Below are 25,564 nucleotides of genomic sequence, written 5' to 3'. Positions count from 1 at the left end.
ACAGTTGCTTCAGGCACTACCGCCGGGTGAACTCTTCCCGCGCCGTGCCGCCGCGACCTCGACCTGCTCCCGGACCCAGAGGCCGGCGACGATCGCCCACCGCAACGGGGCCTGGTACCACCGGTCGTGCCGATCGACCAGGTAGCGCCGCGCGCTCGCGTGGTGCGCGCGGATCATCGGGGCCGGGGTGGCCTTCCACGAGGCTCCCTGCAGGTGGGTGACCGTCGCGGACGGTGCGTACAGGTTGAGCCAGCCGGCTCGCCCGATGCGGTCACCGAGGTCGACGTCCTCGAAGAACATGAAGTACCTCTCGTCGAACCCGCCGACGGCGGCGAACGCCTCCGGCCGCAGCAGCAGGCAGGCGCCCGACAGCCAGCCGACAGGCCGTTCCTCCGAACGGTCCGCGACGTTCGCCTGCTGGTACCGGCGGGACCAGGGGTTGCCCGACCAGACCCGGTGCAGCAGGGCGTGCCCCAGGCCCACGGCGAGCGAGGGGAGCGCCCGGGCGGACGGGTAGACCGAGCCGTCCGAGTTGAGGATCCGCGGTCCCACGGCGCCGGCGGCGGGCACGCGGACGGCCGCGTCGACGAGCGCGTCGAGAGAACCGGGCTCCCACTCCAGGTCGGGGTTGGCGACGACGAGCCAGCGGGCGCGGGAGCCGGCGGCACCCCGGTTCGCTCCGCCGCCGTAGCCGAGGTTGCCGCCCGCCTCGAGGAGCCGTGCCCTCCCCGAGGCGACGGCTTCGTCGAGGGCTGTGCTCGGGCCGCCGTTGTTGACCAGCACCACGTCGAGCGGACGGGTGGTCGCCTTGTGCACCGAGTCGAGGAAGGCGCGTAGCTCGTCGCCCGGGTTGAAGACGACGCAGACGACACGGACGTCGTCCGGCTGTGCCGCGGCCGCGACGTCGTCGCCCAGCGGGCCGGAAAGAGTGTTCATCGGCACGGAGCCTATCCACGAACGGCCCCGCCGCGTGCACGGTGCGGCGCCGCGGGCGGGGTCCGGACCGTCTGGGCGTCCAGTACGGTCGTCGTGTGCACTCGAGTGCCCGAGCGGCGGCGCGGCGACCGGCTCCGACCTGTGGCGTGGTTCTGGTCCTCCTCACCGCTCTGGTCACGGCGGTCGCCGTGTCGTGGGCGGTGCTCACGCCGCCGTTCCGCGCACCCGACGAGGCGCAGCACCTCAACAGCGTGGTCCGGCTGGCGCACGGGGGCGGCTGGCCCGCCCCCGGCCAGGCCACGATGGCACCGGCGGTGCTCCGGGCGCAGGTGCAGGCGGCCGTGACGACGGACCTGCCGGGTCGCTACCACGACCGGCCCGACCGGGCGCAGTTCGTCGACGTCGCGCCGCCGCCCGTGGCCGAGCGGTCACGGGTCGGGGTCCCGACGCCGCCACCGGGCACACCTGTCGCTGTCTCGACGACGGACCAGATGACGCAGCACCCGCCCCTGTACTACGCGGTCGCGGCGGCGTTCCTCCGGCTCACGGGTCTCGCCGACGCGCGGTGGGACCTGCAGCTCCTGGCCCTGCGGCTGCTCAGCGTCGTCCTCGTGCTGCCTGTCGTGCCGCTCGCCGCCACGGCGGCCCGGCGGCTCACGGGCTCGGCCGCGGCCGGGCTGGTGGCCGCCTCGCTCGTGCTGTTCGCGCCGCAGGTCGGCCACGTGCTCGGGAGCGTCACGAACGACTCCCTCATGGCGCTCACCGGGGCGGTGACCGTCTGGCTGTGCGTGCGGGTGCTCACGGGCGACCTCCGGTACCGCACCGCGGCCGTCCTGGGCCTGACCCTGGGTCTGGGGCTCCTGACGAAGGTCATGGCGGGGCTGGCGCTGCCCGTGGTGGTGGCCGCCTACCTGCTCGCCCCGGGGGAGCGGGGCCTCGGGGCCCGGCTCGGACGGGTCGCCTCGGCCCTGGGCATCGCCTTCGTCGTCGGGGGCTGGTGGTGGCTCCGGAACATCGTCGTGCACGGTACGGTCCAGCCGGACGGCATGGGGCAGCGGTTCGAGGACCGCGAGCCCGGAGGAGCCTGGGAGTTCTGGTCGACGGCGGTGTGGCGGCTCCTGCGGTCGTCGGTCGGCGACCTGGGCTGGCTCGAGCTGCGGGCGCCGACGCCGTACGTCGTCGCGGCGGGCGTGGCCTGCGTGGCTCTGTGCGTGGTGCCGCTGATCGTGCCAGGCCTTCGCCGGCGGGCTGCGGTCCTCCTCGGCTTCCCGGCCCTCGTCGCGCTGACGGTCCTGGTGAACGCCTGGTCCTTCTACGAGGCGCACGGCTGGTACGCGGGCATCCAGGGCCGGTACCTCTTCGGGGCGACCGTGGCGGTCGCAGCCGTCGCCGCCACCGGGGCCTGGACCTGCCTGCGCAGGTCGGAGCGACGGACCGCCGCCGTGCTGCCGCTGGTCGTCCTCGCCGGACTGGTCGTGGCGATCGGCGGGCTGTGCTTCGGGCTCGTGACGATGTACCGCGGCCCGGGCGACTCCGTGGCGGACGCGCTGGTGCGCTGGGAGGCGTGGAGCCCGCTCGGCGGGGCGGGGCTCGGTATCGCCGTCGCGGCAGTGCCCGTCGTCGGCCTGGCGGCCGTGCTGGCCGCCGCGCTCCTCCGAGGCCGCCCGGAACGCGCCGGAGACGGCGGACCGGGTCTGGTCAGTGCTGGACCGGGGCCCGCCGGATCGTGAGCACGACGAGCGTCGCGGCGACCAGCGCAGCCGCGGCCGCCGACCAGCCGGTGACGAGCGCGACGTCGGTCATGGCGGGGTAGCCGGCGCCCGGGGGCAGGGCCATGCGACCCGCGAGCCACGCGCCGAAGTCGACCAGCACCACGACGACCCACAGCGAGACGGTGAGCCACGGCCGGAGGGCCATGAACGCGGCCACGACCAGCGACAGCGGCACGAGGACGGGGAGGAGGTACCGGGGGTTGGACGCCCCGCTCGTCGTCGTGTAGGCGACCTGCAGCAGGAGCGCGGCCGCCGTGACGGGGACGAGGGCGAGGGCCGCGGCCCTGGCGTCGGCGACGACGGTCCGGGACGTTCCGTACCGTCGTCGTACCAGGGTCGCGCCCGCCACGAAGGCTGCGGGCACGAGGAGGAGCAGCACCGCTCCGGTGTTCAACGGAAGGAACCCGCCCCACAGGTAGACGTCGAGCAGGTGCAACCACGTCCCGTAGTCCGTCACGGCTTCCCAGAACGTCCGTGTCGTGCGTCCGAGGTGCTCGGCCGCCCAGTCGGGGTGCCCGCCGGTGAGGCTGCCGGTCAGCCGGTGGTTCCGGAGGTAGAACCAGCCCGAGGCGAGGAGCACGGCGGCCGGCGCGGAGACCGCGAGCGCGATCGTGTGCCGCGTGGGCGACTGCCTGGAGAACAGGCTGGCGAGGACCGTCACGCCGATGCAGACCACGGCCAGCACGAGCGCGGCGGCTCGGGTCAGGGAGGTCGCCGCCGCCACGAGCGTGAGCGCTGCGACGAGCCGCCCGTGCAGCCCGTCGCGCAGAGCCCGGGCCGTAAGCCCGATCAGGACCGTCACGAGGAGAGCGGCGAGGAGGTCGTTGTAGGCGGACCCACCGAGGCGCACCGCCCAGGCGGAGCACGCCACGACCAGGGCGACGGCAGCCGGCAGAGGGCTGTCAGGACGGGTGACCTGCCGGGCCGCCCACCACGCGGCCACGACGAACGCCATGAGGAGCAGCACGCTGCAGGCGCGCCCGGCGTAGGCGGCCAGGTCGTGCCGGCCGGCATCGACGAGCGGCCCGACCGCCGGCGCGAGCAGGAGGTAGTAGAGCGGGGGGTGCTGGGCGGTCCACTGCACCGGTGGCACGAAGCCCAGGGGCGGGTCGAGGACGAGCCCTTCTTCGAAGACCGGCAGACCGCCGTGCCAGACCTGGTAGGCGTAGTCCACGTGGGCCGACTCGTCGGCCGACGCGAAGGGTGCCACGGCGAACGTCTGGGTCAGGGCGAACAGGACTCCCGCGAGCACCGACCAGGTGACGGCCCAGCGCTCTGTGCGGTGGGACAGGTGTGCGGGCATGGTCACGGTGCGAGCAGCCCGCCGGACGTGACGCGCTCGCTCGCGACGAGCCGGTCCCGGCGGGCGGCGTCGGTCTCCAGCGCGGCGGCCGTACCCGGGGAGGTGAGGACCACGGAGCCGTCGCCCGCCCATACCGCGAGCAGGCCGCGGAGCACCTGGTCGACAGGGTCGCGCCCGTCGACCAGGACCCGCTCGCCCTGCCCCGGAAGGGCAGGGACCAGGTCCGCGTGGGGGACGGCCTCGTCCGGCCCGGCCGCGAGAGCGGGCGCGGCCGGGTCCGCGTCGGGCACCCAGCCGATGACGTCGCCGTACGTCATGACCGCCGAGGCGGCGTCGATCGCCCCGGCGGGGAGGCTGCCGTCGAACCGGCGGGCGAGGGCGGGCAGCGACACGACCACGAGCTCGCCGGCGTGGTCCGCCCAGGGAGCGGGGCGGTCCGTGACGACGACGTCGGCGGAGGGCGTCGCGCCGGCGTCGGGCACGACGACGGCGGCCCCGCAGCGCCAGGTCGCGAGGGCCCAGACGGCGGTGCGCCAGTGCACCGGCAGGTCGAGTGCGACAGCCGTGCCGGGGCCGGCGTCGAACTCCTCGACGAGGAGGTTGACCGTCTTGCTGACCCAGTTGCCCAGGACGGCGCCCGAGAGCTCGACCCGTTCCCCGTCGTCCCCGTACCAGGTGAGGCGCGGGCGTCCGGGTTCGTGGAGGAGGCGGTCGAGCAGGGCGGTGACAGGTGCGACGGGCATGGCCTCAGCGTAGGCCGAGGGGGCTGCAGAAAGTTTCTTCCCCACACCTGGTACGAAACTCGTTCCTCAAGCGTCTCTTGCAGTACGGAACCTGTTGCGGACCTGCACCGTTGCAGGTCATAGGGATGGTGAACTCCCCGTGTAGATCGGGATCGATAGCACACTTCCGCTTGACGACTCCAGACGACACGCGTGTAATTCCAGGTATGCAGTTTTCGTAAGAACGCATCACGTAAGACGGCATGGAGGGGCACACCATGTGGAACATGCTGGATGGAGACGTGGGACTCGGGTCGGACGTCGGGCGCCGCCCGGAGCGCGTCGCGCCCGTGCTGCCGCTGTTCGGCGAGCCGGTGATGGACGACTCGCTGCTCGGCTGGCAGGAGCGGGCGCTGTGCGCCCAGACGGATCCCGAGGCCTTCTTCCCGGAGAAGGGCGGGTCCACGCGCGAGGCGAAGAAGGTCTGCCAGGGCTGCGAGGTCCGGGCCGAGTGCCTCGACTACGCGCTGGCGAACGACGAGCGGTTCGGCATCTGGGGCGGGCTCTCGGAGCGCGAGCGGCGCAAGCTCAAGCGGCGCGCCGTCTGACGACGCGCCGGGGACCACGTCCCACGCGTCGGCAGGGCGGGAACGCATGATGTGGAGCGAGATGATCGCTCCACGCACGGACCTCGAGTCCCCCGTCGACCCGTCGCTGGGTGCCGTGGTGGCAGTCACCGGCTCTGTGCCGGTGGTCGTCACGGTGACCGCGGTGGTGGTCACGCGCGGCCGCAGCCCGTACCTCGCGGCCACGCTCGCCGCGGTGCGCGCGCAGACGTACGCCCCCGACGCGGTCGTGGTCGTGGACGTCGACACGGCCCCCGCCACCTCGGCCCACCTCGACCTCCAGCTGGGCGACGCCCGGTTCGTCGCGGGCGCCGGCGCCCGCACGTTCGGCGAGGGCGTCGACGCGGCCCTGGCCGCAGCCGGCGTCCCCGAGCGGGGCTGGATCTGGCTGCTCCACGACGACTGCGCACCGGCGCCCGGCGCGCTGGCGGCCCTGATGCGCGCGATCGAGCACTCCGCCGCCGTCGCGGTGGCGGGCTGCAAGCAGCGCCGTTGGGAGCTCGCGCCCGACGGCGCCCCCCTCGACCCGGCCGAGTCCGACCGCGGCGTCCTCCTCGAGGTCGGCCACACCGTCACCCGGCTCGGCCGCCGCACCACCGGCGTCGACCACACCGAGATCGACCAGGGCCAGCACGACGCGACCGAGGACGTCCTCGCAGTCGGCCTCGCCGGCGCGCTGGTCCGGACCCAGGTGTGGGCGACGCTCCGGGGCACCGACCCGGAGCCCGGCCCGTACGGGGACTCCACCGACTTCTGCCGCCGCGTCCGGCTGGCGGGGCACCGGGTCGTCGTCGTCCCGCAGGCCGTGGTGCGGCACGCCCAGGCCTCGCTCCTGGGGCTGCGCGGGCGCGACGCGGCCCGCAGCCACGGGCGAGGTGCCCGGCGGCGCGCACAGCTCTACCAGCGGCTGGCCTGGGCCCACCCGGCCCTGGTGCCGGTCGCCGCGGTGGCGATGGTCCTCTGGGCGCCGGTCCAGGCCGCGTACCGGCTGGCCCTCAAGCAGCCCGGGCACGCCCGGGACGAGCTCCTGGCACCGCTGTGGGTGCTGTCCCGGGTGGTGCCGCTCGCGCGGGCCCGGCGCAACGCGGCACGGACCCGCGTCGTGCCGCGGGGGGTGCTGCGTCCGCTGACGGCCTCGTGGCGCGACGTCTGGGCCGAGCGACGTGACCGCCGCCTCGCCCGTGCGGAGCTGCACCGTACGGGAACCGCCCCGTCCGACCTCGAGCAGGTCGAGCTCCGCCGCCTCGCCGCTCGCCGCCGCACGGCCCTCGTGACGGTGCTCCTGGCTGCCACCGCGCTCGCCGTCGCCGTGTTCGGACCCGCCGTCGGCACCCTGACGGCCGGTGGGCGCCTCGTCGGAGGGGCGCTCCTGCCCGCGGGCGGCACCGTCGGGGACGTGTGGTCGGCCGCCACCTCAGGGTGGGTCCTGGACGGTCTCGGGGCCGCAGCCCCGGCAGACCCCCTCCTCCTGCCCCTGGCCGGGCTCGCCGCCCTGACCGGGGGCTCGCTGCAGACCGCGGTGCACGGGGTCTTCCTGCTCGCGTTCCCGCTCGCGGCCGCGGGAGGCTGGGCCGCCGCCGGAGCCGTGACGAGGTCGCCGTGGCTGCGGGCGTGGGCTGCGCTGCTCTGGCTCGGGGCGCCGGCCCTGCTCGTCGCCGTCGGCACCGGGCGGCTCGGGGCGCTCGTGGCGCACCTCGTGCTTCCGTGGGTGGCGCTCGCGCTCGCCCGTGCCGTCGGTGCGCACGCGGTCGACGTCGTGGACGTGCCCGAGGCCCGCACCGAGGAGGCCTGGGCGGACCGCACCCGGCACGGTCGGGCGGCGGTGCCCGCCGGGGTCTCGCTGGGCGCCGCGGGAGCGGCGGGGCTCCTGCTGGCCCTCGCCGTGTCCGGTGCCCCCGTGCTGCTGCCCGCGGCCGTCGTGGTGCTGGCGGGCGCAGCCCTGGCGGTGCGCCGCCGACGGCGGTACCTCGCCCTGGCACTCCTCCCGGCGGTGGTGGCCGGCACCCCGCTGTGGTGGGCCGCCGTCCGCGGCGACGGCGGCTGGCGCCTGCTGCTCGCCGAACCCCTCTCGGGCACGTCCACCGCCGGGACGGGCGGGGCGGGGTGGCACCTCCTGCTCGGCTGGCCCGCCCCGCCCGCAGCCTGGTTCCCCGCCGACGTCCTCGGTAGCGGGGCGGCAGCGGCGTTCGTCGCGGCGGCGGTGCCGTACCTGGCCGGGGCTGTGGTGGTCCTGCTCGCGGTCGTCGCGCTGTTCCGCCGGGACGGCGCGGCGTCCCGCACCGGCTGGCTGGTGGCCGCCGTCGGGCTCGGCGTGGCGGTGCTCGCGCAGCAGGTCGCGCGGGACGGGTCGGCCTGGGCCGGGCCCGGGCTGTCGCTGCTCCTGCTCGGACTCGGGGCAGCGGCCCTGCGGGGCGCCCCGTCACCGCTCGGGGCAGGCTCGGCCGTGGCCGGCGACCGCACGCCGGCCCCCGACGCCCGGCCGACCCGCCAGGACCGGCTGCGCGGTGCGGGCCGGACTGCGCGCCTCGTGGGTGTCGGCGTGCTCGGGACGCTCGCGGTCGTGGCTCCGGTGGCCGTGGTGACGGTGTGGGCCGTCGACGGCTCCGGGAGCGCGCGTCCGGGGCACGCGCTCCACGCGACGGCCGAGCCGGTGGTCCCCGCCGTCGGGCGGCAGATGCAGGCGCCACCCCGGCAGGCGAGGGTGCTGGAGGTCAGGTCCGGACCGGACGGGGTGGTGACGTACACCCCGCTGCGCGGGGACGGGACCCAGCTGCTCGACGCGTCCGCCGCCGCGGCGGCCGTACCGCCCGGCCCGGCTGACGCCGCGCTCGACGTCCTCGTCGCCGAGCTCGCCCGGGGCGCCGCCCAGGACCTGGGCCCCCGGCTCGCGGCCCTGGGGATCGGGGCGGTCCAGGTGCGGTCGGCGGACGAGGCCGGCGCCGACCTGGTCGCCACGCTGGACCTGGTCCCGGGGCTCTCCCGGGTCACGGAGGGTCAGGCCGTGACGGTGTGGCGGGTGGCCCCGGAGACGGGGCCGGAGCCGGGCTGGGCCCGGGTCGAGGTGCCGTCGGCCGGCGTGGTCGCCGTGCTGCCGTCGAGAGGAGCCGAGGTCCGGGCAGCGGTGGACCCCGGTGACGCCGCGCGCGTCGTCGTGCTCGCCGAGGCCGCAGGCCCGGGCTGGGGGGCCACCCTGGACGGGCGCCGGCTCGACCCGGTCGAGGTGCCGGGCGCGGAAGGGCTCCAGGCGTTCGCCCTGGGGGCTGAGGGCGGGCGTCTCGTGGTCGCCCACACCACCGCCTACCGGCCGCTGTGGCTGGCCGTCGCGGGCATCACGCTCGTGGCGTTCGCGATGCTCGCGCTGCCCGTCGCGCGCCGGAGGACCCGATGAACCTCGCCCGCTTGATGGTCCCGCTCCGCCGCGCGGGCGTCGTCGTCGGCACGGTGGCCTGCGTCGGCGCGGTCGCCGCGCTGGCGATCGTCCCGGCGGCCGGGACAGCGCCGCCCGACGAGGCGCGCCGGGTGGACGTGGGGCCCGGCGAGTCGGTGCTCGTCTGCCCTACCCCGGTGCGCCTGGCGCAGCCGGACGTCGGCGACTCCGAGCTCGGCTCCAGCCCGGTCGCGACGACCGGGGAGCTGCTCGCGCTCGTGTGGGGTCCGGGCGCGTCGTCGGCCACCGGGCTCGCCGGCGCCACGGACCAGCCGCTGACCGGTCCTCTCGCCGCCGGCCCCGACGGGGCCGTGCTGCGGGGCACGCTGCCCGACGACGCACGCGTGGTCCGGGCAGAGGTCTCGGGCGCCGACGTGTCGGCCGTGGCCGGTGTCAGCGCCTCGGTGACCACCGCGGGCGACCTGCGCGGCCTGGCCGCCGGAGCGTGCGCGGCGCCCGGCATCGACCACTGGCTGGTCGGGGGCAGCACCGAGGTGGGGTCGAGCGCACGCCTGGTGCTGCAGAACCCCGGCTGGACGGCCGCGAAGGTCCGCCTGCGGGCGTGGGGGCCCTCCGGTCCCGTCGCCCTCGGGGGGCAGGCGGCGCTCGTGGTCCCACCGGGCGGACAGGCGGAGGCCCTGCTGGAAGGGCTCGCGCCGGAGCAGCGCCGGCTCGCGCTGCACGTCGCCGCCACGGGAGGGCGGGTCACCGCCTACGTCCAGCACCACTCCATCGAGGGGATCGTCCCCGCCGGCACGGACCTGGTGACGCCCGGCGCGGCGCCCGCGGAGGCGGTGGCGGTCGCGGGTCTCGTGAGCGCCGGCGAGCGGGCCGACGACCCGCGCGCGCCGCGCCTCCGTGTGCTCGCCCCCGGGGACGCCCCCGGGACGGCGCACGTCACCGTGTACGGGAAGGACGGGCCGGTGCGTCTCCGCGGGGCCGAGGACGTCGCGCTGGAGCCGGGCCAGGTCACGGAGGTCCCGCTCGGTGGCCTGCCGAAGGGCACGTACACCGTGACCGTCGACGCGACGGTCCCCGTGGTGGCGGGAGGGACCTTCACCCGCGAGGGAGCGCCCGACGAGGACGCGGTGGTCGACGACGCGCCGTACGACCGGGCATGGTCGGCGGGCCAGCCGGTGACCGGGGCGCCGGGCGCGTCGGTCACCGCGCTCCCGCCGGAGGCCGCCGCCACGGTCGTCCTCACGGGGGTACCAGCCCTGCGTGGGACCGAGGACGAGCCGACCGGGGCGAGTGCCGTCGTGGTGCGGGGCTTCGGCGCCGACGGCGCCGCGACGGGTCAGGCGTCGCTCGAGCTGACCGCCGGGACCACGGTCACGCTCCCCGCCGGGGAGCTGGGCGAGGGAACGGTCGGCGTGCGGGTGGAGCCGTCGGGCACCCCCGACGGGCCTGCCACGGTCTGGGCGGTGCTGCTCGCCGCCGACGACACCACCGAGAAGGCCGGCACCCTCGTCTCCGTGCTGGCGCCCGCTCCCGTGGCGCCGGAGGCGTCGGCGGTGGTCGTCCGACGCGTGGAGGCGGTGGGCTGAGCCGTCCGCTCGACCCACGCCCGCAGCGCTCCGGGTGCCCGGCGCGCGGCGTCCTGCGCCAAGGTGTGGCTCGGCCTCTCGACCAGGTGGTGGAAGACGACGGCGATCACGAGTGCCGCCGGACCGGCGACCAGGGCGATGAAGGGGAATGACCGGGTGGGCCACATCGCCACCACCGTCATGATCACCGGAACGTGGATCAGGTACAGGCTGAAGGAGTAGCGGCCCGCGAGCTGGCACGGGCGCGTGGAGAGCAGCCGCCGGAGCCCCGGTCCGCCGATGGCGCTGATGATCAGGAGGGCGGCCCCCACCGGCCCGAAGGACGCGGGGAGCCCGCCGGGCCAGACGAGGCCCAGTCCTCCGGCGAGCCACGGCAGGCTCAGCAGGGTCATCCCCGCCAGCGTCGCGAGCGGCCAGACGAGATGGCGGGCGCGGGTGCGGTTGATCCGCTCGGCGGCGGCCTGGAGCCGGGGCAGGTTCGCCGCGAGCACCGTCCCCACGAGGAACGGGGTGAGGTAGAGGTAGGTCTGGCTGCCGGACTGCACCGCCGCGTACGTCACCAGGACGGACGCGACCCCGACGAGGGGCCACCACCGCCGGAGGGCGACCCCGGCGACGACGAACAGGGGCAGCAGGAGCGAGAACAGGAACTCCCAGCGGATCGACCACAGGGCGTTGTCCAGGAGGTACGTGCCGGACACCATGTCGAGGGCGGGGACGACCTGCCGCCAGTCGAGCTGGGGGAAGCGGTGTATGTCCACCCACGCGCTCGGGTGCCGGTGGACCTGGGGCACCAGCACCACGAGCAGGACGGCGAACAGGACCGCGCCCGTGAACGGCACCCCGAGCCGGAGCACCCGCGCCACGTAGTAGGCGAGCCAGTCGTGGTCGACCCGGCGCATCGCGGGCAGCGCCACCACGAGGCCGCTCAGGACGAAGAAGACGACCACGGCCTCCTGCCCGGCGAAGAGCCAGTGCAGCGGGCTGTAGACGGCGTACCACTGGGCGGTGCCCGGGGCGGGCGGCGTGCCGAGGCCCGTGTAGGCGGCGGCGACAGCCGGCAGCACCAGGCTCAGGTGGTACACGAGCACCACGAGCGCCGCCACGCCACGCAGACCGTCGAGAGAGGCAAGACGCGAGGGCTGCGCCGCGGGGGCCGGATCTGTCACGCGGAGACGGTACCAGGGGCATCACGACCGGCCGGGCCGGACTGCGGTCAGCGCCCCTCGTACCGGGGGTCGATCTCCTCGGGCGTCCGCGCGAGGAGGTGGGCCACCTGCTCGACGACCACCTCGCGCACCAGGTCGCCCAGGTCCTCCTGGTCCACCGCACGCACCTCGACGGGCCGCCGGTAGACCACGATGCGTGCCGGGCGGCCGGCCTCCGGCGGGAAGCACCGGCCGAGCGGCACGCCGCCGTCCTCCCACGGCGCGGGGTCGGACGGCGGGACGTCCTCGACGCCGAACTCCGTGCCCTTGAGCTGCGGGCCCCAGATCCGGTCGAGGTCGTCCACGACGTCGAGCACCAGGTCGTCGAAGCGCTGTGCCCGGGTGCGGTGCGCGGGCGTGCCCGGCGGGAGCAGGGGACCTCGCAGGCCACGACCGCGGCGGTCGCGGCGCCGCGGCGAGACCGGCGCGGGGAGCGTCACGTCGGCTGGTGAGGCCGCCGCCGGGCCGTCCTGAGCAGGAGCGCCGGGGCGGGACTGGACGTCGCCCGGGGACGGGCGTCCCCGGCGACGGCCGCCGGGACGCGGGTGCCCGCCGCGGGGGGAGCCGAAGAGTGCCACGCCACGACTCTATGCCCGTGCTCCGCGCCCGGGAACGGCGTGCCGCGGGACACGCGCGGGTGGATCCGGCGTGTTTGCCGCATCGCTCCCGGTCAGGGCGTACTCTCAGCGCGTGAGATCGGTGAGGCAGTGTTCGCGCACGGCATGCACGCGTGCTGCCGTGGCGACACTCACGTATGTGTACGCGGACTCGACGGCGGTGCTGGGCCCGCTCGCGCACCTGGCCGAGCCGCACAGCTACGACCTGTGCGCAGACCATGCGGAACGCCTCACCGCGCCGCGGGGCTGGGAGGTCGTACGGCTCACGCCGGCGTTCCTGGACGCCGGTCCCACGCCGGACGACCTGTCCGCGCTCGCCGACGCGGTGCGGGAGGCGGGCCGGGTACGGCCGGCGCCCGAGCCGCCGTCGGTCACGGAGACCGCCCGGCGCGGTCACCTCAGGGTGCTGCGAGGCGAGGACGACTAGGCCCGTGGCTCCCTGAGCCGTGGCACCGCGCCTGTAGCATGGTCGCACGACGATGCGTCCTGACGGCCGGCGGTCTGCCGTCCGCCCATCCCAGGATGCCCAGCACACCAGGGAGTCTTGTGAAGATCGCCGTCGCGGGAACCGGCTACGTCGGGCTGTCCAACGCGGTGCTGCTCGCACAGCACAACGAGGTCGTGGCGCTGGACATCGACCCTGTGAAGGTGGACCTGGTCAACAGCGGCCGGTCGACGGTCGCCGACCAGGAGCTCGAGGAGTTCCTGGCGAGCGGCCGGCTGCGCCTGCGTGCCACGCTCGACCCGGAGGATGCCTACACGGGCGCGGCGTTCGTGGTCGTGGCGACGCCCACGGACTACGACGAGCGCACCAACTCGTTCGACACGCGGAGCGTCGAGGCGGTCATCGCCTCGGTGCTGGCGGTGAACCCGGGCGCGACGATGGTGGTCAAGTCCACGGTCCCCGTCGGGTTCACCGAGCGTGTCCGCGCCGAGAACCCTGGCGCCTCGATCCTCTTCTCCCCGGAGTTCCTCCGCGAGGGGCGCGCGCTGTACGACAACCTGCACCCGTCGCGGATCGTGGTGGGGGACCGGTCGGAGGCCGGCAAGCGGTTCGCCGACCTGCTCCTCGAGGGCGCCCTGGACAAGGACACGCCGGTGCTCCTGACGGACGCCACCGAGGCGGAGGCGATCAAGCTGTTCGCCAACACGTACCTCGCACTCCGGGTGGCCTACTTCAACGAGCTCGACACCTACGCGGCCACCCGCGGGCTGGACTCCGCGCAGATCATCGAGGGCGTGGGGCTGGACCCGCGCATCGGCTCGCACTACAACAACCCGTCGTTCGGCTACGGCGGGTACTGCCTGCCGAAGGACACCAAGCAGCTCCTCGCGAACTACCAGGACGTGCCCCAGAACCTGATCAACGCGGTGGTGGAGGCGAACACCACGCGCAAGGACTTCGTGGCGTCCGACATCCTGCGGCGGGCGCCGCGGACGGTCGGCGTGTACCGGCTCATCATGAAGTCGGGGTCCGACAACTTCCGGGCGTCCTCGATCCAGGGGATCATGAAGCGGATCAAGGCCAAGGGCGTCGAGGTGATCGTCTACGAGCCTGCCTTGGCCGACGACCGGTTCTTCAACTCCGAGGTGGTCCGTGACCTCGACGAGTTCAAGGCCCGCGCGGACGTGATCGTCGCCAACCGTCGCACCGACGTCCTGGAGGACGTCGCGGACAAGGTCTACACCCGCGACATCTACGGCCGGGACTAGCAGGGCGCGGGCGGCACAGGGAACCTGGCGCCGCCCGCATCCCCCTCAGGCGGCGACGACCAGGCCGTCCGGGGTGAACGGGCTCGCGCGGAGCTGTGCGAGCACGAACCACGCCGTCGCCCCCACGTGCTGCACCTCGAACGGCTGGACCTCGGCGCCGTCGTCCTGGGCGCTCCACGCCGCGACGACGCCCGCCTTCTCGGGCAGGACGGTCCCGGCCATGGTCTGGCCGCCCCCGGCCTCGCGCTGGGCCGAGCGGACGACGTCGAGCATCGCGCGCGCACGGCTCACGTCGGTGGGAGACCCGTGCCTGAGCAGCGCGGCGGCGAGCCGGCACGTGCTCTCGGTCCAGACGCCCGGCCGGTAGACGGGGATCCCCGGGAACGAGGCGTAGCCCGCCAGGTCGGGGCCCTCGAAGACTGCTGCCGCGGCGGCCGGGTCGGTCGCGGAGAGCCGCTCCCCGCGACCCGCCGTGCGGGGACCGCCCTGCACGCCGAGCGCGTTCCTGGCCTGACCCGCGAACTGAGGCCCGCCGGCCAGGTAGACGGCGCCCGCGGCCCCGAGGGGCAGTACCGCGTCCGGCGAGGTGGTCCCGTCGGCGACGCCCGCCGCGAGGCGGTCGCCCGGCCGGCGCGCCGCACCCACCATCTCCCGCGCGCGAGAGCGCGGCGCCGACCAGTCCTGGCCGCTGTCCGTGGCGGCGAGGAGGTCGAACAGCATCGCCGCCTCCGCGTTCTGCCCGGTCGACGAGCCGGGGATCCGGCCGCCGTCGGCCCTGACGCCCCAGCCGAAGCCGCCTTGCGCGGCGAGCGTGCCCGCGATCCAGCGTGCCAGCGCGGCCGCACCCTCGGCGTAGGGACGGTGACCCGTCCGGAGGCCCAGCTGCGCCAGGGCGAGCCCGGCACGGGCCACGTCGGTGAGCCGCGCGTCCGCGAGGCCGAGCCCGTCCTTCTCGAGCGGCTCGCCGTACGCCTGGCGCACCAGCGCCCCGTCCCCGGCGGGCTCCAGCGCGGCCAGGAGCGCGTCGCCGAGCTGTCGCGCCTGCTCGACCGCCGACGGGACCAGCGCGGCGGCCGCGAGATAGGCCCACACCGCGGCTGCGCTGTCGCCGGTGAACGCCGCTCCACCCAGCCCCATCGGGTCCGCGTACGAGCGTGCCAGCGGCGGTCCGGCCGGCTTGCCCCGGCCCTCGGCGGACGCCACGTCGAGGAACCTGAGGGCGCGCTCCACCGACGACCGGTCCTCCGCGGGCGATGCCTGTGCGCTGCGGCCGTGCGCCAGGGGGAACGCCGCGACGCCCGCGCCGACTGCGCCGAGGAACAGGCGGCGGCTGACCGCTCGGTCGCGGGTCACGCTGTGGTGAGGTAGCGCGCCTGGGCCTCCGAGTATCCGGGGTCCGACAGGTTGACGGTCTGGACGCCCGCTGCCCGGTAGGCGGAGAGGTCCGCTGTGTTCTTGACCCCGGCGCCCCGCCCACCGATGACGATGAACGTTGCGCCGTCCGAGGCCCGGCGGATGATGAGCATCTGGTTGTCCTCCGTGAGAGTGGTGTCCGTCTTGACGTGGGCGAGGATCCCGGGTACCTGGGCGACACGGGCGTCGCCGGGGCAGATCTTCCCGTAGGCGGTCGAGTAGTGCATCCCCTGCGGGTGGCGCCACGGGTCGATGCCGAGGCGGTGCCAGGAGAGGCCGAACGAGGAAGGGCCGGGTATGGAGTCCCGGGCGAGCCGAGGCGGGATCGATCTGTGGGTCCGCAGGATCCAGAGCGTGAGCGCCTTCAGGGACCTCACCTGCGCGGCGTTCCACGGCGGTGGCGAACCGGACGTCCAGACCCGGCCGTATCCGTCCCACGTCTCGATGGAGATGGTGGCGTCGTTCCCCTCGTAGTCGGCCGAGGAGCGCCAGCGGGTGTCGATGTACTGCTCGACCACGCCGTTCTCGGCGACGTAGAAGTGGGAGCACGGCCGGTCCGGCTGGGAGAAGTACGGGTAGAGCGACGACGCGTCGGTCACTGCTGTGTGGAAGTTGACACGATTGCGCAGAATCGCCTCGCCCTGGTTCGCCTGGGCGATGAGCATCACTCGCGCTTGTGGGTAGATGGCCACGCGGTCCTCAGGGATCGTCTCGGGGGTGTGCCTGATCCTTGACCAACCTGAGCACAGGATCAACGATCAGAGCGGCATCTTTGTCGGCGTTTCGCTTGCCCCGGGCACGACGTGGACGGGCGGCTCAGGGCACCCACGCGGAGACGACGTGGCCCGCCCCGGAGACCTTCACGTCTCCAGCCGCATGAGGGACGAAGACGGACGCGCCGCACCCGACGGTCTGCTCGCCGCCGGACCAGTGGAGCGTGACCTGACCGTCCAGGACGAGCATGATCCGCGGGCCGTCAGCGGCGAGGCTCACGGGCCCGGAAGCGTCGACGTCGGCGAGCGTGAGGGCGAACTCGCTCACCGGGGCACGGTACGTCTGCACCTGCCCTCGGGTTCCCGCGGTGGTGATCGTGGGCGTGATGGGCGGCCCGGGCTCGAACGTGGCGCACTCCAGCAGTGCCCGCTCGTCGACCAGCTTGGTGGTGAGACCGGCACGAAGGACGTTGTCGGAGCTCGCCATGACCTCGACCGCGAGCCCGGACAGGTACGCGTGCACCACCCCGGACGGGATGAAAGTGGCCTCGCCCGGCTCCAGGGTCACGCGGTTGAGCATGAGCGAGATGATCACGGCTGGGTCGGCCGGGTGCTGGAGAGCGAGATCCAGCACCGTGCGGTCGGCGCGGTCGTAGGGTGAGCCCGCCGTCACACGTTCCCGGACCGACTCGACGGTCAGCTTGATGTCCGTGGCGTACGCGCTCTCGGCCCGGGCGGTCAGAAGGCGTGTGAAGGCGGACCGGATCCCCCCCGAGGTGCGGTCGGCGCGCAGCACGTCCCGCACCTCGCCGACGAGCGCGCCGTCCAGCCCGTCGAGCAGCGAGAGGATCGTCCGCGGGGACCGGAAGCCGGCGAGGCCCTCGAACTGCGAGAGCGCCACCACCATCTCGGGCTTGTGCTGGTTGTCGTGGAAGGACCGCTGCGGCGAACCCTGGGGCAGGCCTGCCCGGTTCTCGCGGTTGAACCCCGCCCGCGCCGCGTGCGGCTTGGGGTGCACCTGCAGCGAGAGCGCCTTGCGCGCCGCGAGCACCTTGAGCAGGTAGGGCAGCCGCGGGCCGAACAGGTCGCTGACGCGTGCTCCCACCGCTTCGGCGGGAGCCGATCGCACCAGGACGTCGAGCGGGACCCCGCCGTCGTCCACCGTGACGACGGACGGTGCGCTCGGATGAGCACCGAGCCACAGCTCCGCGTAGGGCGCTCCGTCCGGATCATGCCCCAGCAGCCGCGGGATAGCCTCCAGGTCGCCCCAGTCGTACCGCTGGACGGTGCTCACCAGGGGCATCGGAGCAACGAGTGCTTGCATCTCGGGAATGCTACCGGTCGTCCGTGTCGGAACCGTGACGATTCGCCGCGAGCTCTGTCATCGGACGAGGCGCTGCGTCGGCGTGGCCCGCAGTACCACCGTGACCGCGACGAACCACACCGCCGCGTACACCCCGAGCAGCACCAGGGGGTGCGCGAGCGGTACCCAGGACCGGGCGTCCAGGCTGAACCAGCCGCCGTCCACGCCGTTGACGTAGCGGTGCAGGTTGAAGGCGAAGGCGACGACGTTGATCAGGCCCACGAGGTGAGCCAGGATCGCGACGACGCGCGAACGCACCGGGTCCGGGAGGAAGTCGTCCCGGTGGTCGAGGACGAACCCGACGAGGACGAGCGCGCCGATGGAGAGGGGGAAGACGTACCGGCCCTGCCAGAAGTAGCCGATGGACGGGTACTGCAGGGTCTGGATCGCGACGGGGACGGCGAAGACGAGGCCCACCAGGGCCAGCAGGGTGATCCGGTCGCGCCACGTCCCGATGCTCACCGCGAACACCAGCGGCAGCCCGATCGCGGCCGCCGCCGTGAAGTACAGGAGGTCGGGCACGCTCACGTCGAGCCAGCCGAGGGCCGCGACGATCTGCTTCGCCCAGTCGGAGGTCGCGCGCACCGAGGCGACGAGGGCGTCGCGGCGACCCACCCCCGTCCCCGGACCTTCCGGCAGGGCGTCGCCTCCCACGATCCAGGCGGTCGCGAGCGCGGTCACTACCACGCCGCCGGTCAGACCCCACCAGGCCCGCCGGTCGGCGAAGAGGTTCCGCACGGAGGCCCACGGCACCGTCATCAGCGCGATGACCACGATCAGCGCGACGAAGAACGGTCCCAGCCCGCGTGCGTTGGACACCAGCGCGGTGGCGAGGACCAGGCGGACCAGGCGCCGGCCGGTGAGGTCACGGTCGGGGTTCCACAGGAGGGCCAGGAGCGACGTCCACAGCAGGACCGACCCGACGGCCTCGATGGACTGGGGGTTCACCGAGCCGAGCAGGTTGACGAACGTCGGCGTGACCGCGAGCAGGAGGCCGAGCCCCAGCCAGCGGCGCCGGGGGAGCTCCGCGACGGTACGGACCGCCAGCGCCAGGACGAGCGCCGAGACGAGCGCGTTGACCAGGCGCATCGCGTACACGATCCACTCGCCGTCCACGGGCAGGAGGCTGGGCAGCCCGACGACGGCGTAGTACATCGGGTTGTAGTTGTACGCGGAGGTCGTGGTGGGCGTCGGAGCGTCCAGGTCGCCGGAGAGGTCCTGCTGGCACGACGCCGGCTGCTCGGAGTGGAAGGCGAAGCAGTTCGGGTACAGGGCGAGCTGCGCGTAGAGGTTCGGCAGGACGACCGTCCCGATGCCCGTCTCGTCAGCCGTGCCCGCCGTGTCCGGCGCCGCCCGCACGGTCGCGGCCGCCTTGATGACGTGGGCCGGCTCGTCCACCGACGCCATGAGGGGGTTGCTCAGTGCCCAGGCTGACGCCACGAGGAGGAAGGCGACGAAGGAGAGCCAGAAGGCGCCGCGCGGCGTGGAGCGCCCGATCGTCAGGGCGCTGAACCAGCGGGGCCCGGTCACGAGATTCAGGTTCGAGCTGGTCATCGGGTCGTCCTCGGGGCGAGAAGGCGGCTCGCGAGTCGCCAGTAGGTGCGCAGGATGCCCTCCAGCGGGCGCGCTGCGGGGGGCAGGGGGGTCTGAGCAGGGTCGAAGCGGTCCGTCAGGAGCTCGGCGAGCTCGGCGTCGGACCGGGTGCGGCAGGACTGGACCAGCGCCCGGCGCGCGCGCACCCAGCGGTGGTTCCTCAGGATCCAGGCCCAGCCGGCGGCCTTCTGGCGGCCCCAGCCCTGGAGCAGGGCCACGAGGGCGATCGCGAGCTCGAAGGCGACGAGCGGCAGCGCGAGCAGGGCGAGGGTGCGCCGCTCGTGGCAGGTCAGGAGGAGCAGCCAGCGGTTGCGCTCGACGAGGTACATCTTGAGCGGGCTGCGCGAGAACTCGTAGTGGTGAGTCACCCGCGCGGCACCCAGCACCTGCACGCGCCGCCCGCGCTGCCAGCACCGCCAGCTCAGCTCCATGTCCTCCATGTAGGCGAAGTACTCTTCGGGGAAGCCGCCGAGGGCCCGCCACTCCGCCAGCGAGAGCACGAGGCACGCGCCGCTCGCCGACGCGACGTCGCGGACCGGCGGCACCGCCGACGCCGGGGTGCCCATCCAGCCTGCCCAGCTCAGGCCGAGCACGTGGAGCGGGTTCCCGGCGGAGTTCACGGTCTCGGGGTCGTCGCCCAGCACCACGGTCGCGCCCGCGATCGCGACGTCCGGGTTGCTGTCGAGGTGCCGCACCAGCGTGGCGAGCGTGGTGGGCTCGACGATCGCGTCGCTGTTCACGAGGGCGAGCAGGCGACCGCGTGCCTCGGTGGCGCCGAGGTTGACGCCTCCGGTGAAGCCGAGGTTCGTCCCGGGGGTGAGGATCCGCAGCCGGGGGTCGCTCGCCAGGGTGTGCACGGCGTCGGTGGTGCAGCCGTTGTCCACGACGACCAGCTCCACGTCCGTCCCGGCGGAGGCGAGCACCGCGGACACGGCGTCGTGCAGGTACGGTTCCGGGCCGTAGGCGAGCAGGACGACGGTCACGTCCGGTGCGGTCATCGAGTGATCTCTTCTGCGAGGGGGCGGGCCCAGCGGGCCATCACGAGCCGGAGACCCGCGGCGTGGGCGATCCCGGCGGCCAGCGCTCCGGTGCAGAGCGCGAGGGCGACGCGGACGTCCGGGCTCGCGGGGACGAGCAGGGTGACGAGAGAGACGGTGAACCCGAGGGTCCAGCCGAGCGCGACGACGCGCTCGGCGTGGTGGGCGAGCAGAGCCTGCGCGAGCACCTGGGCGATCATGAACAGGCCGCCGGACACGGCGATGAGCACCATCGTCAGCTGCGGGACCGTGAACTCCTCGCCGTAGACGAGGTGCATGATCCACTGCCCCAGCAGGGCGACGCCGCCGACGCCGAGCACCGCCAGCGCAACGGTCGCCAGCGTGGCGCGCCGCACCGTGCTGACGAACTCGGCGACGCGCCGCTCGGCGACGACCGCCGCCAGGGCGGGGAGGATGACCGCCTGGAGCGCGGCGAAGACGAAGAGCGGGATCCTGGCCACCGTCACGGCGGCGACGAAGGTGCCGCTCAGAGCCTGCTGGTCGGGCGCCACGAGGGCCGCCACGGCGACCGGACCCATGTTGGCGAGCGCCTGCGCGGAGATCGAGGCGGCGACCAGGGGCGCGAAGGGCCCCGACAGCCCCCCGGCGCGGTGCGCGACGGCGACGGTCCACATCCGGCGGACGGCGACGGTCAGGAGCGTCGCGGCGACCGGCGCCACCACGAGCACCAGCCCGTAGGCGAGGCGGCTCGTGGACCCCGACCAGAAGAGTGCGAGCACCAGGACGATGCGGAGGGCGCCGTCGGCGGCGAGCTGTGCGCCGTAGCGGGCGAAGCTGTCCGACCCCGCGAGGATCCCGCGGGCGTAGTACGCGAGCGCCTGCCCCAGCAGGCCGAGGACGACGACGAGCACCATCTCGCGGGTGCGGGCGAAGAAGGCGTCGGCGATCGGCGCATGGAGCAGCAGACCCAGCAGGGCCAGCGCCCCGAGCATCGCCGCACTGAACCGCAGGGCGCCCAGGAGGCTCGTGCCCGCGTTCCGGGCGCGGTCCGCGGCCAGCCGGCGGCCGACCTCCTGCTCGAGCGGCTGGAAGAGGCCGATGCCGATGGCGTTGAGCACGGTCCAGGCCACGGCGACGGGGGCGGAGCCGGCGGGGCCCAGGCCGCGTCCGGCGACGGCGAGGAACACGAAGTTCGACAGGCCGTACACGGCCAGCCCGACCGCGACCCAGACCGTCGCCGAGCCGCGGACGGAACGAGGCTGGTCAGTTGACATCTGTGGCGGCGACCGCGGCCTCGGTGGCTGCGATCGCGACCGCGGTGGTCGCGATCGCGACCGCGACCTCGGTGGCGGTGAGCGCGGCCTCGCCCTGCGGCGCGCGCGGCGCCGCCGTGGCGAGCTGCTCGACGTCGTGGCGGAGCAGGGCGACCTCCTCGACGAGGGTGCGCGTCTCCTCCTCGAGCGCCGTCACCTCGGTGCTCAGCTGGATGCAGACGCCCAGGAGCACGACGAGCGCGACCGCGAAGAGCAGGTTGCTGGGGGTCTCCACGCCGACGAGGTCGGCCAGCCACTCCACGACGACGGGGAGGGCCCCGACGATGCAGATCCCGACGGCGAGGATGATCCATGTCGCCGCGTACTTCTCCTTGAGGCGGCGGTTGCGGAGCATCAGCACGAGGGAGGCGACGAACGCGATGCAGGTCGCGAGAGCGATCAGGTAACCGGTCATCGTGCTTCCACCTGGGGTGCGACGGGACGGGAGAGGGCGATGAGCAGCGCGAGCACGGCCCGCCCGAGGAACAGCCCGGCCTTCACCGGGTTGTGCGAGGGGGTGCCGCCGGCACGGGGCCGCATCGCCACGCCGACCTGGCGGATCCGCAGTCCGGTCCGGGAGCCCACGACCAGAGACTCGATCGTGTCGCCGAGGTACTCCGACGGGTAGTCGCGGGCGAAGAGCTCGATCGCGCGCCGGTTCGACGCCTTGAACCCCGAGGTGGTGTCCGTGAGTGGCGTACCGGTCACCTTCGAGAGGCTCCAGGAGAGGAACGTCATGGCCCAGCGTCGCGGCCCGCGGACCTCGTAGCTGCCCGCTCCGGCGAACCGCGCGCCGATGACGACGTCCGCGTCGTGCTCCTGCATCGTCGCGAGGAGCTTGGGGACCTCGCTCGGGTCGTGCTGGCCGTCGGCGTCCAGCTGGATCGCGACGTCGTAGCCCTTCGCGCGCGCGAACTTGTAGCCCGCCCGCATGGCGCCGCCGACACCGAGGTTCACGGGCAGGTCGAGAACCATGGCGGTCCCCTTGTGGGCGACCTCGACCGTCCGGTCGGTCGACCCGTCGTTGACGACCAGGACGTCGGCCCAGGGAAGCTGGATCGTGAGCTCGTCGAGCACTGCCGGAAGGGCCTCTTCTTCGTTCCAGGCCGGCACGACGACGAGTACGCGTGCGCCCGAGAGATACGTCACGAATGGTGATGATACCGGTCGGGAGCAGGGCCGGACGTCACCACCTGCGCCGCTCGAATACGCTGTGCTCCGTGCGCATCGATCTGTCGACCATCATCAAGGCCTACGACGTGCGGGGCACCGTGCCGGACCAGTTCTCGCCGGACGTCGCGCGCGCCATCGGCGCCGCGTTCGCACGCGTGGTCGCGCTCCCGGAGGCAGGTGCGGGGCGGCCGAGCGTCGTGATCGGCCACGACATGCGCGAGTCGGGGCCGGAGCTTGTCGGGGCCTTCGCGGACGGGCTCACGGCGGCGGGTGTCGACGTGGTCCTCATCGGCCTGTGCTCCACCGACGGTCTCTACTACGCGTCCGGCGCGCTGGGCGTCCCGGGTGCGATGTTCACCGCGAGCCACAACCCCGCCGAGTACAACGGCATCAAGCTGAGCCGCGCCGGTGCCCGTCCCGTGGGTGAGGAGACCGGCCTCGCCGAGGTGCGCGCGCTGGCCCAGGAGTTCCTCGACGGCGCGCTGCCGGAGGCCGCGGCGGAGGCGGGCGCCGTCTCCGAGCGCGACCTGCTCGCCGACTACGGCGCCTTCCTGCGCGGCCTGGTCGACCTGTCGGGCGGCCGCCCGCTCAAGGTCGTCGTCGACGCGGGCAACGGCATGGGCGGCCACACTGTCCCCGCCGTGCTCGGCACGGGCGCGGGCCTGCCGGAGCTGCCCCTCGAGATCGTGCCGCTCTACTTCGAGCTCGACGGCTCGTTCCCGAACCACGAGGCGAACCCGCTGGAGCCCTCGAACCTGCTGGACCTCCAGGCGGCGGTCGTGGCGAACGGCGCGGACATCGGCCTGGCCTTCGACGGCGACGCCGACCGCTGCTTCGTCATCGACGAGAAGGGCGCGCCAGTGTCGCCGTCGGCCATCACCGCCCTGGTGGGGCTGCGCGAGGTCGCCAAGGAGAAGGCGGCCGGGCGCACGCCCACCGTGATCCACAACCTGATCACCTCGCGCGCGGTCCCCGACTTCCTGGACGCCGCGGGCGCCACGACGGTCCGCACGCGCGTGGGCCACTCGTACATCAAGGCGCAGATGGCCCAGCACGACGCGGTGTTCGGCGGCGAGCACAGCGCGCACTACTACTTCCGCGACTTCTTCTTCGCGGACACGGGCATGCTCGCCGCGATGCACGTGCTCGCGGCCCTCGGCGAGCAGCCGCACCCGCTGTCGGCGCTCGCGGAGATGTACGAGCCGTACGTGTCGTCGGGCGAGATCAACTCGAGGGTGGCCGACGTCCCGGCGGCGCGCGCCCGGGTGATCGAGGCCTATGTGACCCAGGAGGGCGGCGGCCCGGTCGAGGTCGACGAGCTCGACGGGCTGACCGTCTCGCACTGGGGCTCTCACCCGCAGTGGTGGTTCAACCTCCGGGCGTCCAACACCGAGCCGCTGCTGCGGCTCAACGTGGAGGCCGCAGACGAGGACATCATGGAGAAGGTGCGCGACGACGTGCTCTCGCTCGTCCGGGCCGACCAGACCGAAGGAGACCAGGCATGAGCTCCACCATCGAACCCTGGGTGCGCGCGATCCTGCGCTGCCCCGTCACGCGCGCGGAGCTGGTGGACGGCGTCGGACCGGCGGGGGAGCCGGAGCTCCACTCGACGGACCCCGAGCGGCCCTTGGCCTACCCCGTCCGCGACGGCATCCCGGTGCTGCTGGAGAGTGACGCCCGCCCGCTGTGAGCGCGCAGCCCCTGCCGAGGTAGTGACTTCGTCCGACGAGGTCACTACCTCGGTGGTCAGCGGAGGGCGGCCTCCAGGGCCGCGCGGACCATGGCGACGGCGTCGTCGACGGAGACCTGCGAGGTGTCGAGCGTGACGTCCGCGTCCGCCGGCACCTCGTACGGCGACGAGATCCCGGTGAAGTCGGGGATCTCGCCCGCGCGGGCCTTGGCGTAGAGGCCCTTGCGGTCGCGCGCCTCGCAGACCTCCAGCGGCGTCGACACGTGCACCAGCAGGAACAGCGCGCCCTCGGCCTCGGCCAGGGCGCGGGCCCGCGCGCGGCTCACCGCGAAGGGCGCGATCGGCGCCGCGACGGCGACCCCGCCGTGCTTGGCCACCAGGGACGCGACGTAGCCGATCCGCTCCACGTTGGTCTCGCGCGACGCGCGGTCGAAGCCGAGCCCCTTCGAGAGGTGGTGGCGCACGGCGTCGCCGTCGAGCAGGGTGGTGCTGCGGCCGTCGTCGTCCAGCTGCTCGGCGAGCGCCCGGGCCACCGTGGACTTGCCGGAGCCCGACAGGCCGGTGAAGAACACCACGGCGCCACGAGCGTGTCCGGCACGGGCGGCGCGCAGCACCTCCTCGGCCGACGCCGGCGGGTATGCCTCCCGCACGGCCCGCTCGTGGGCGGTGGGCACCTCCGCGAGCCGGCCGCGGACGTCCGCCGTCCGCTCCGCGACCAGGTCGACGACGTTCGCCGCCCCGTAGCGCGCCGCCACGTCGGCGAGCGTGGTGCCCGACGGCGGCCGCGCCGGCCACGGCACGGCGACGACCTCCACGCGGCCGCCGGCGTTGCCGTGGCGGGCCTCTGCGGCTCGGGCCTCGGCGGTCTGGGCGAGCGACCCGGCGAGCGCCGTGACGGCCCGGACCAGGCCCGGTGCGCCGACCCGACCAGGTGTGGCCGCCCGGGAGACGGGGACGAGCAGCAGGGTGCGCGGACCCAGGGCCGACGGCGCGGTGAGGGTCCCCTCGTCGTCCCGCGCGGGCACCTCGGTGACGACCACGGCCCGCGTCTCGACGCCGTCCGCCGCCACGTCCCGCGCCGGACGGCGCAGGGCCGGGTCCCACTGCGGGCCGGTGCCCACGGGGAGCGGCTTGAGGGGTTCGAGCGTCCACCTGCGGGCGTCGCCGTCGCCCGCGCCGGTCAGCCGGGCGAGCGGGGTGTTCTCCTGGTCCGTCAACAGGCAGGCGACGTGGCCTCCCGGGGTGCCCGGGACGGCGTCGGGCACCACGGCACGAGCCAGCCCGGACGCGGGGAGCGCGCCGCCGAGGGCGAGCTCGAGGAGGTCCAGCTCGTCGGCGGACAGGACGTGCGTGGCCACGGCGGCTGGGACCGGCGGATAGGCGCGGGGAATGGGTTCCATCGACGGCGACGATAGCTCCTCCGGGCCCGCCGATGCC

21 protein-coding genes and 1 pseudogene are annotated in these 25,564 nt (G+C 74.4%); 8 read left to right on the top strand and 14 right to left on the bottom strand.

Annotated elements, in window-relative coordinates; genetic code table 11:
* Window positions 1-9 precede the first annotated feature (9 nt).
* Window positions 10-936: a glycosyltransferase gene (locus D1350_RS05020; RefSeq protein WP_125774477.1), complete on the bottom strand. Its 927-nt coding sequence runs from the start codon at window positions 934-936 to the stop codon at window positions 10-12.
* Window positions 937-1,082: 146 nt separating this feature from the next.
* Between D1350_RS05020 and D1350_RS05015 the strand changes: the two genes are divergently transcribed.
* The gene (locus D1350_RS05015; protein WP_164545031.1) at window positions 1,083-2,666 is read left to right on the top strand and encodes a DUF2142 domain-containing protein; all 1,584 of its coding nucleotides are present in this window, start codon (window positions 1,083-1,085) and stop codon (window positions 2,664-2,666) included.
* Here D1350_RS05015 and D1350_RS05010 read toward each other — a convergent pair.
* Window positions 2,635-4,011 carry a hypothetical protein gene (locus D1350_RS05010; RefSeq protein ID WP_125774472.1) on the bottom strand — a complete coding sequence of 459 codons (1,377 nt, stop codon included), beginning with the start codon at window positions 4,009-4,011 and terminating at the stop codon, window positions 2,635-2,637. The two genes, D1350_RS05015 and D1350_RS05010, sit on opposite strands and share 32 nt — an antisense overlap.
* 2 nt (window positions 4,012-4,013) lie before the next feature.
* Window positions 4,014-4,754, bottom strand: coding sequence for a TIGR03089 family protein (locus D1350_RS05005; protein ID WP_125774470.1), 741 nt, complete (start codon window positions 4,752-4,754; stop codon window positions 4,014-4,016).
* Window positions 4,755-5,011: 257 nt separating this feature from the next.
* Here D1350_RS05005 and D1350_RS05000 point away from each other — a divergent pair, with 257 nt between their 5' ends.
* The 3 genes and pseudogenes from D1350_RS05000 to D1350_RS24290 all read left to right on the top strand — a co-directional run.
* Window positions 5,012-5,341, top strand: a complete 330-nt coding sequence (locus tag D1350_RS05000; protein WP_125774468.1) for a WhiB family transcriptional regulator — start codon at window positions 5,012-5,014, stop codon at window positions 5,339-5,341.
* A gap of 61 nt (window positions 5,342-5,402) precedes the next feature.
* On the top strand, window positions 5,403-8,747 hold the full coding sequence (locus D1350_RS04995; protein WP_125774466.1) for a glycosyltransferase: 3,345 nt from the start codon (window positions 5,403-5,405) through the stop codon (window positions 8,745-8,747).
* Window positions 8,744-10,069, top strand: a pseudogene (locus tag D1350_RS24290) (DUF5719 family protein); the annotation flags it as partial. The gene D1350_RS04995 and the pseudogene D1350_RS24290, both read left to right, overlap by 4 nt.
* 14 nt (window positions 10,070-10,083) lie before the next feature.
* Here D1350_RS24290 and D1350_RS04990 read toward each other — a convergent pair.
* Together D1350_RS04990 and D1350_RS24820 are read right to left on the bottom strand one after the other, a co-directional pair.
* Window positions 10,084-11,502, bottom strand: coding sequence for an acyltransferase family protein (locus D1350_RS04990; protein WP_125774464.1), 1,419 nt, complete (start codon window positions 11,500-11,502; stop codon window positions 10,084-10,086).
* Window positions 11,503-11,549: 47 nt separating this feature from the next.
* Complete coding sequence (locus D1350_RS24820; RefSeq protein ID WP_338068137.1) at window positions 11,550-12,119, bottom strand: metallopeptidase family protein; 570 nt, start codon at window positions 12,117-12,119, stop codon at window positions 11,550-11,552.
* Window positions 12,120-12,231: 112 nt separating this feature from the next.
* Here D1350_RS24820 and D1350_RS04980 point away from each other — a divergent pair, with 112 nt between their 5' ends.
* Entirely contained in the window at window positions 12,232-12,585 is a 354-nt protein-coding gene (locus D1350_RS04980) for a DUF3499 domain-containing protein (protein WP_125774462.1), read from the top strand.
* Window positions 12,586-12,704: 119 nt separating this feature from the next.
* On the top strand, window positions 12,705-13,871 hold the full coding sequence (locus D1350_RS04975) for a nucleotide sugar dehydrogenase (RefSeq protein WP_125774830.1): 1,167 nt from the start codon (window positions 12,705-12,707) through the stop codon (window positions 13,869-13,871).
* A 45-nt stretch (window positions 13,872-13,916) separates the two neighbouring features.
* Here D1350_RS04975 and D1350_RS04970 read toward each other — a convergent pair whose 3' ends face one another.
* The 8 genes from D1350_RS04970 to D1350_RS04935 all read right to left on the bottom strand — a co-directional run bounded on the left by D1350_RS04970 (window position 13,917) and on the right by D1350_RS04935 (window position 22,413).
* Window positions 13,917-15,224 carry a hypothetical protein gene (locus D1350_RS04970; protein ID WP_125774460.1) on the bottom strand — a complete coding sequence of 436 codons (1,308 nt, stop codon included), beginning with the start codon at window positions 15,222-15,224 and terminating at the stop codon, window positions 13,917-13,919.
* Window positions 15,221-15,949 carry a peptidoglycan recognition protein family protein gene (locus D1350_RS04965; RefSeq protein ID WP_125774458.1) on the bottom strand — a complete coding sequence of 243 codons (729 nt, stop codon included), beginning with the start codon at window positions 15,947-15,949 and terminating at the stop codon, window positions 15,221-15,223. Before D1350_RS04965 ends, D1350_RS04970 begins: the two co-directional genes overlap by 4 nt.
* 151 nt (window positions 15,950-16,100) lie before the next feature.
* On the bottom strand, window positions 16,101-17,321 hold the full coding sequence (gene manA, locus D1350_RS04960) for a mannose-6-phosphate isomerase, class I (RefSeq protein WP_125774456.1): 1,221 nt from the start codon (window positions 17,319-17,321) through the stop codon (window positions 16,101-16,103).
* 57 nt (window positions 17,322-17,378) lie between these two features.
* Window positions 17,379-18,914 carry a DUF2142 domain-containing protein gene (locus D1350_RS04955; protein WP_125774454.1) on the bottom strand — a complete coding sequence of 512 codons (1,536 nt, stop codon included), beginning with the start codon at window positions 18,912-18,914 and terminating at the stop codon, window positions 17,379-17,381.
* Window positions 18,911-19,951 (bottom strand): glycosyltransferase family 2 protein, encoded by a 1,041-nt coding sequence (locus D1350_RS04950; RefSeq protein WP_125774452.1) that lies wholly within the window; start codon window positions 19,949-19,951, stop codon window positions 18,911-18,913. The genes D1350_RS04955 and D1350_RS04950 overlap by 4 nt, the downstream gene beginning before the upstream one ends.
* Entirely contained in the window at window positions 19,948-21,225 is a 1,278-nt protein-coding gene (locus D1350_RS04945; RefSeq protein ID WP_125774450.1) for a lipopolysaccharide biosynthesis protein, read from the bottom strand. The genes D1350_RS04950 and D1350_RS04945 overlap by 4 nt, the downstream gene beginning before the upstream one ends.
* Entirely contained in the window at window positions 21,215-21,679 is a 465-nt protein-coding gene (locus D1350_RS04940) for a DUF2304 domain-containing protein (protein WP_125774448.1), read from the bottom strand. Before D1350_RS04940 ends, D1350_RS04945 begins: the two co-directional genes overlap by 11 nt.
* Complete coding sequence (locus D1350_RS04935) at window positions 21,676-22,413, bottom strand: glycosyltransferase family 2 protein (protein ID WP_125774446.1); 738 nt, start codon at window positions 22,411-22,413, stop codon at window positions 21,676-21,678. The genes D1350_RS04940 and D1350_RS04935 overlap by 4 nt, the downstream gene beginning before the upstream one ends.
* Before the next feature lie 71 nt (window positions 22,414-22,484).
* Here D1350_RS04935 and D1350_RS04930 point away from each other — a divergent pair, with 71 nt between their 5' ends.
* A complete protein-coding gene (locus tag D1350_RS04930; protein WP_240643885.1) occupies window positions 22,485-23,942 on the top strand; it encodes a phosphomannomutase/phosphoglucomutase in 1,458 nt (485 codons plus the stop codon).
* Window positions 23,939-24,127, top strand: coding sequence for a Trm112 family protein (locus tag D1350_RS04925; protein ID WP_125774444.1), 189 nt, complete (start codon window positions 23,939-23,941; stop codon window positions 24,125-24,127). The genes D1350_RS04930 and D1350_RS04925 overlap by 4 nt, the downstream gene beginning before the upstream one ends.
* Window positions 24,128-24,183: 56 nt before the next feature.
* On the opposite strand, the gene cysC is transcribed toward D1350_RS04925, so the two are convergent.
* Complete coding sequence (gene cysC, locus D1350_RS04920) at window positions 24,184-25,527, bottom strand: adenylyl-sulfate kinase (RefSeq protein WP_125774442.1); 1,344 nt, start codon at window positions 25,525-25,527, stop codon at window positions 24,184-24,186.
* Between the last annotated feature and the right edge of the window lie 37 nt (window positions 25,528-25,564).

Source organism: Antribacter gilvus (genome assembly GCF_003946865.1).
In the GTDB taxonomy this organism is placed as follows: Bacteria; Actinomycetota; Actinomycetes; order Actinomycetales; family Cellulomonadaceae; genus Antribacter; species Antribacter gilvus.
The sequence above is the reverse complement of the archived record's forward strand: the minus strand, read 5'-3'. Positions and strand labels throughout refer to the sequence as shown.

Bases quoted from the DNA above. Each gene is read 5' to 3' on its own strand.
- D1350_RS05020 (WP_125774477.1), bottom strand. From the start codon at position 936: ATGAACACTCTTTCCGGCCCGCTGGGCGACGACGTCGCGGCCGCGGCA.
- D1350_RS05010 (WP_125774472.1), bottom strand. From the start codon at position 4,011: ATGCCCGCACACCTGTCCCACCGCACAGAGCGCTGGGCCGTCACCTGG.
- D1350_RS05005 (WP_125774470.1), bottom strand. From the start codon at position 4,754: ATGCCCGTCGCACCTGTCACCGCCCTGCTCGACCGCCTCCTCCACGAA.
- D1350_RS05000 (WP_125774468.1), top strand. From the start codon at position 5,012: ATGTGGAACATGCTGGATGGAGACGTGGGACTCGGGTCGGACGTCGGG.
- D1350_RS04995 (WP_125774466.1), top strand. From the start codon at position 5,403: ATGATCGCTCCACGCACGGACCTCGAGTCCCCCGTCGACCCGTCGCTG.
- D1350_RS04965 (WP_125774458.1), bottom strand. From the start codon at position 15,949: ATGCTCATCGCCCAGGCGAACCAGGGCGAGGCGATTCTGCGCAATCGT.
- manA (WP_125774456.1), bottom strand. From the start codon at position 17,321: ATGCAAGCACTCGTTGCTCCGATGCCCCTGGTGAGCACCGTCCAGCGG.
- D1350_RS04955 (WP_125774454.1), bottom strand. From the start codon at position 18,914: ATGACCAGCTCGAACCTGAATCTCGTGACCGGGCCCCGCTGGTTCAGC.
- D1350_RS04950 (WP_125774452.1), bottom strand. From the start codon at position 19,951: ATGACCGCACCGGACGTGACCGTCGTCCTGCTCGCCTACGGCCCGGAA.
- D1350_RS04945 (WP_125774450.1), bottom strand. From the start codon at position 21,225: ATGTCAACTGACCAGCCTCGTTCCGTCCGCGGCTCGGCGACGGTCTGG.
- D1350_RS04940 (WP_125774448.1), bottom strand. From the start codon at position 21,679: ATGACCGGTTACCTGATCGCTCTCGCGACCTGCATCGCGTTCGTCGCC.
- D1350_RS04925 (WP_125774444.1), top strand. From the start codon at position 23,939: ATGAGCTCCACCATCGAACCCTGGGTGCGCGCGATCCTGCGCTGCCCC.
- cysC (WP_125774442.1), bottom strand. From the start codon at position 25,527: ATGGAACCCATTCCCCGCGCCTATCCGCCGGTCCCAGCCGCCGTGGCC.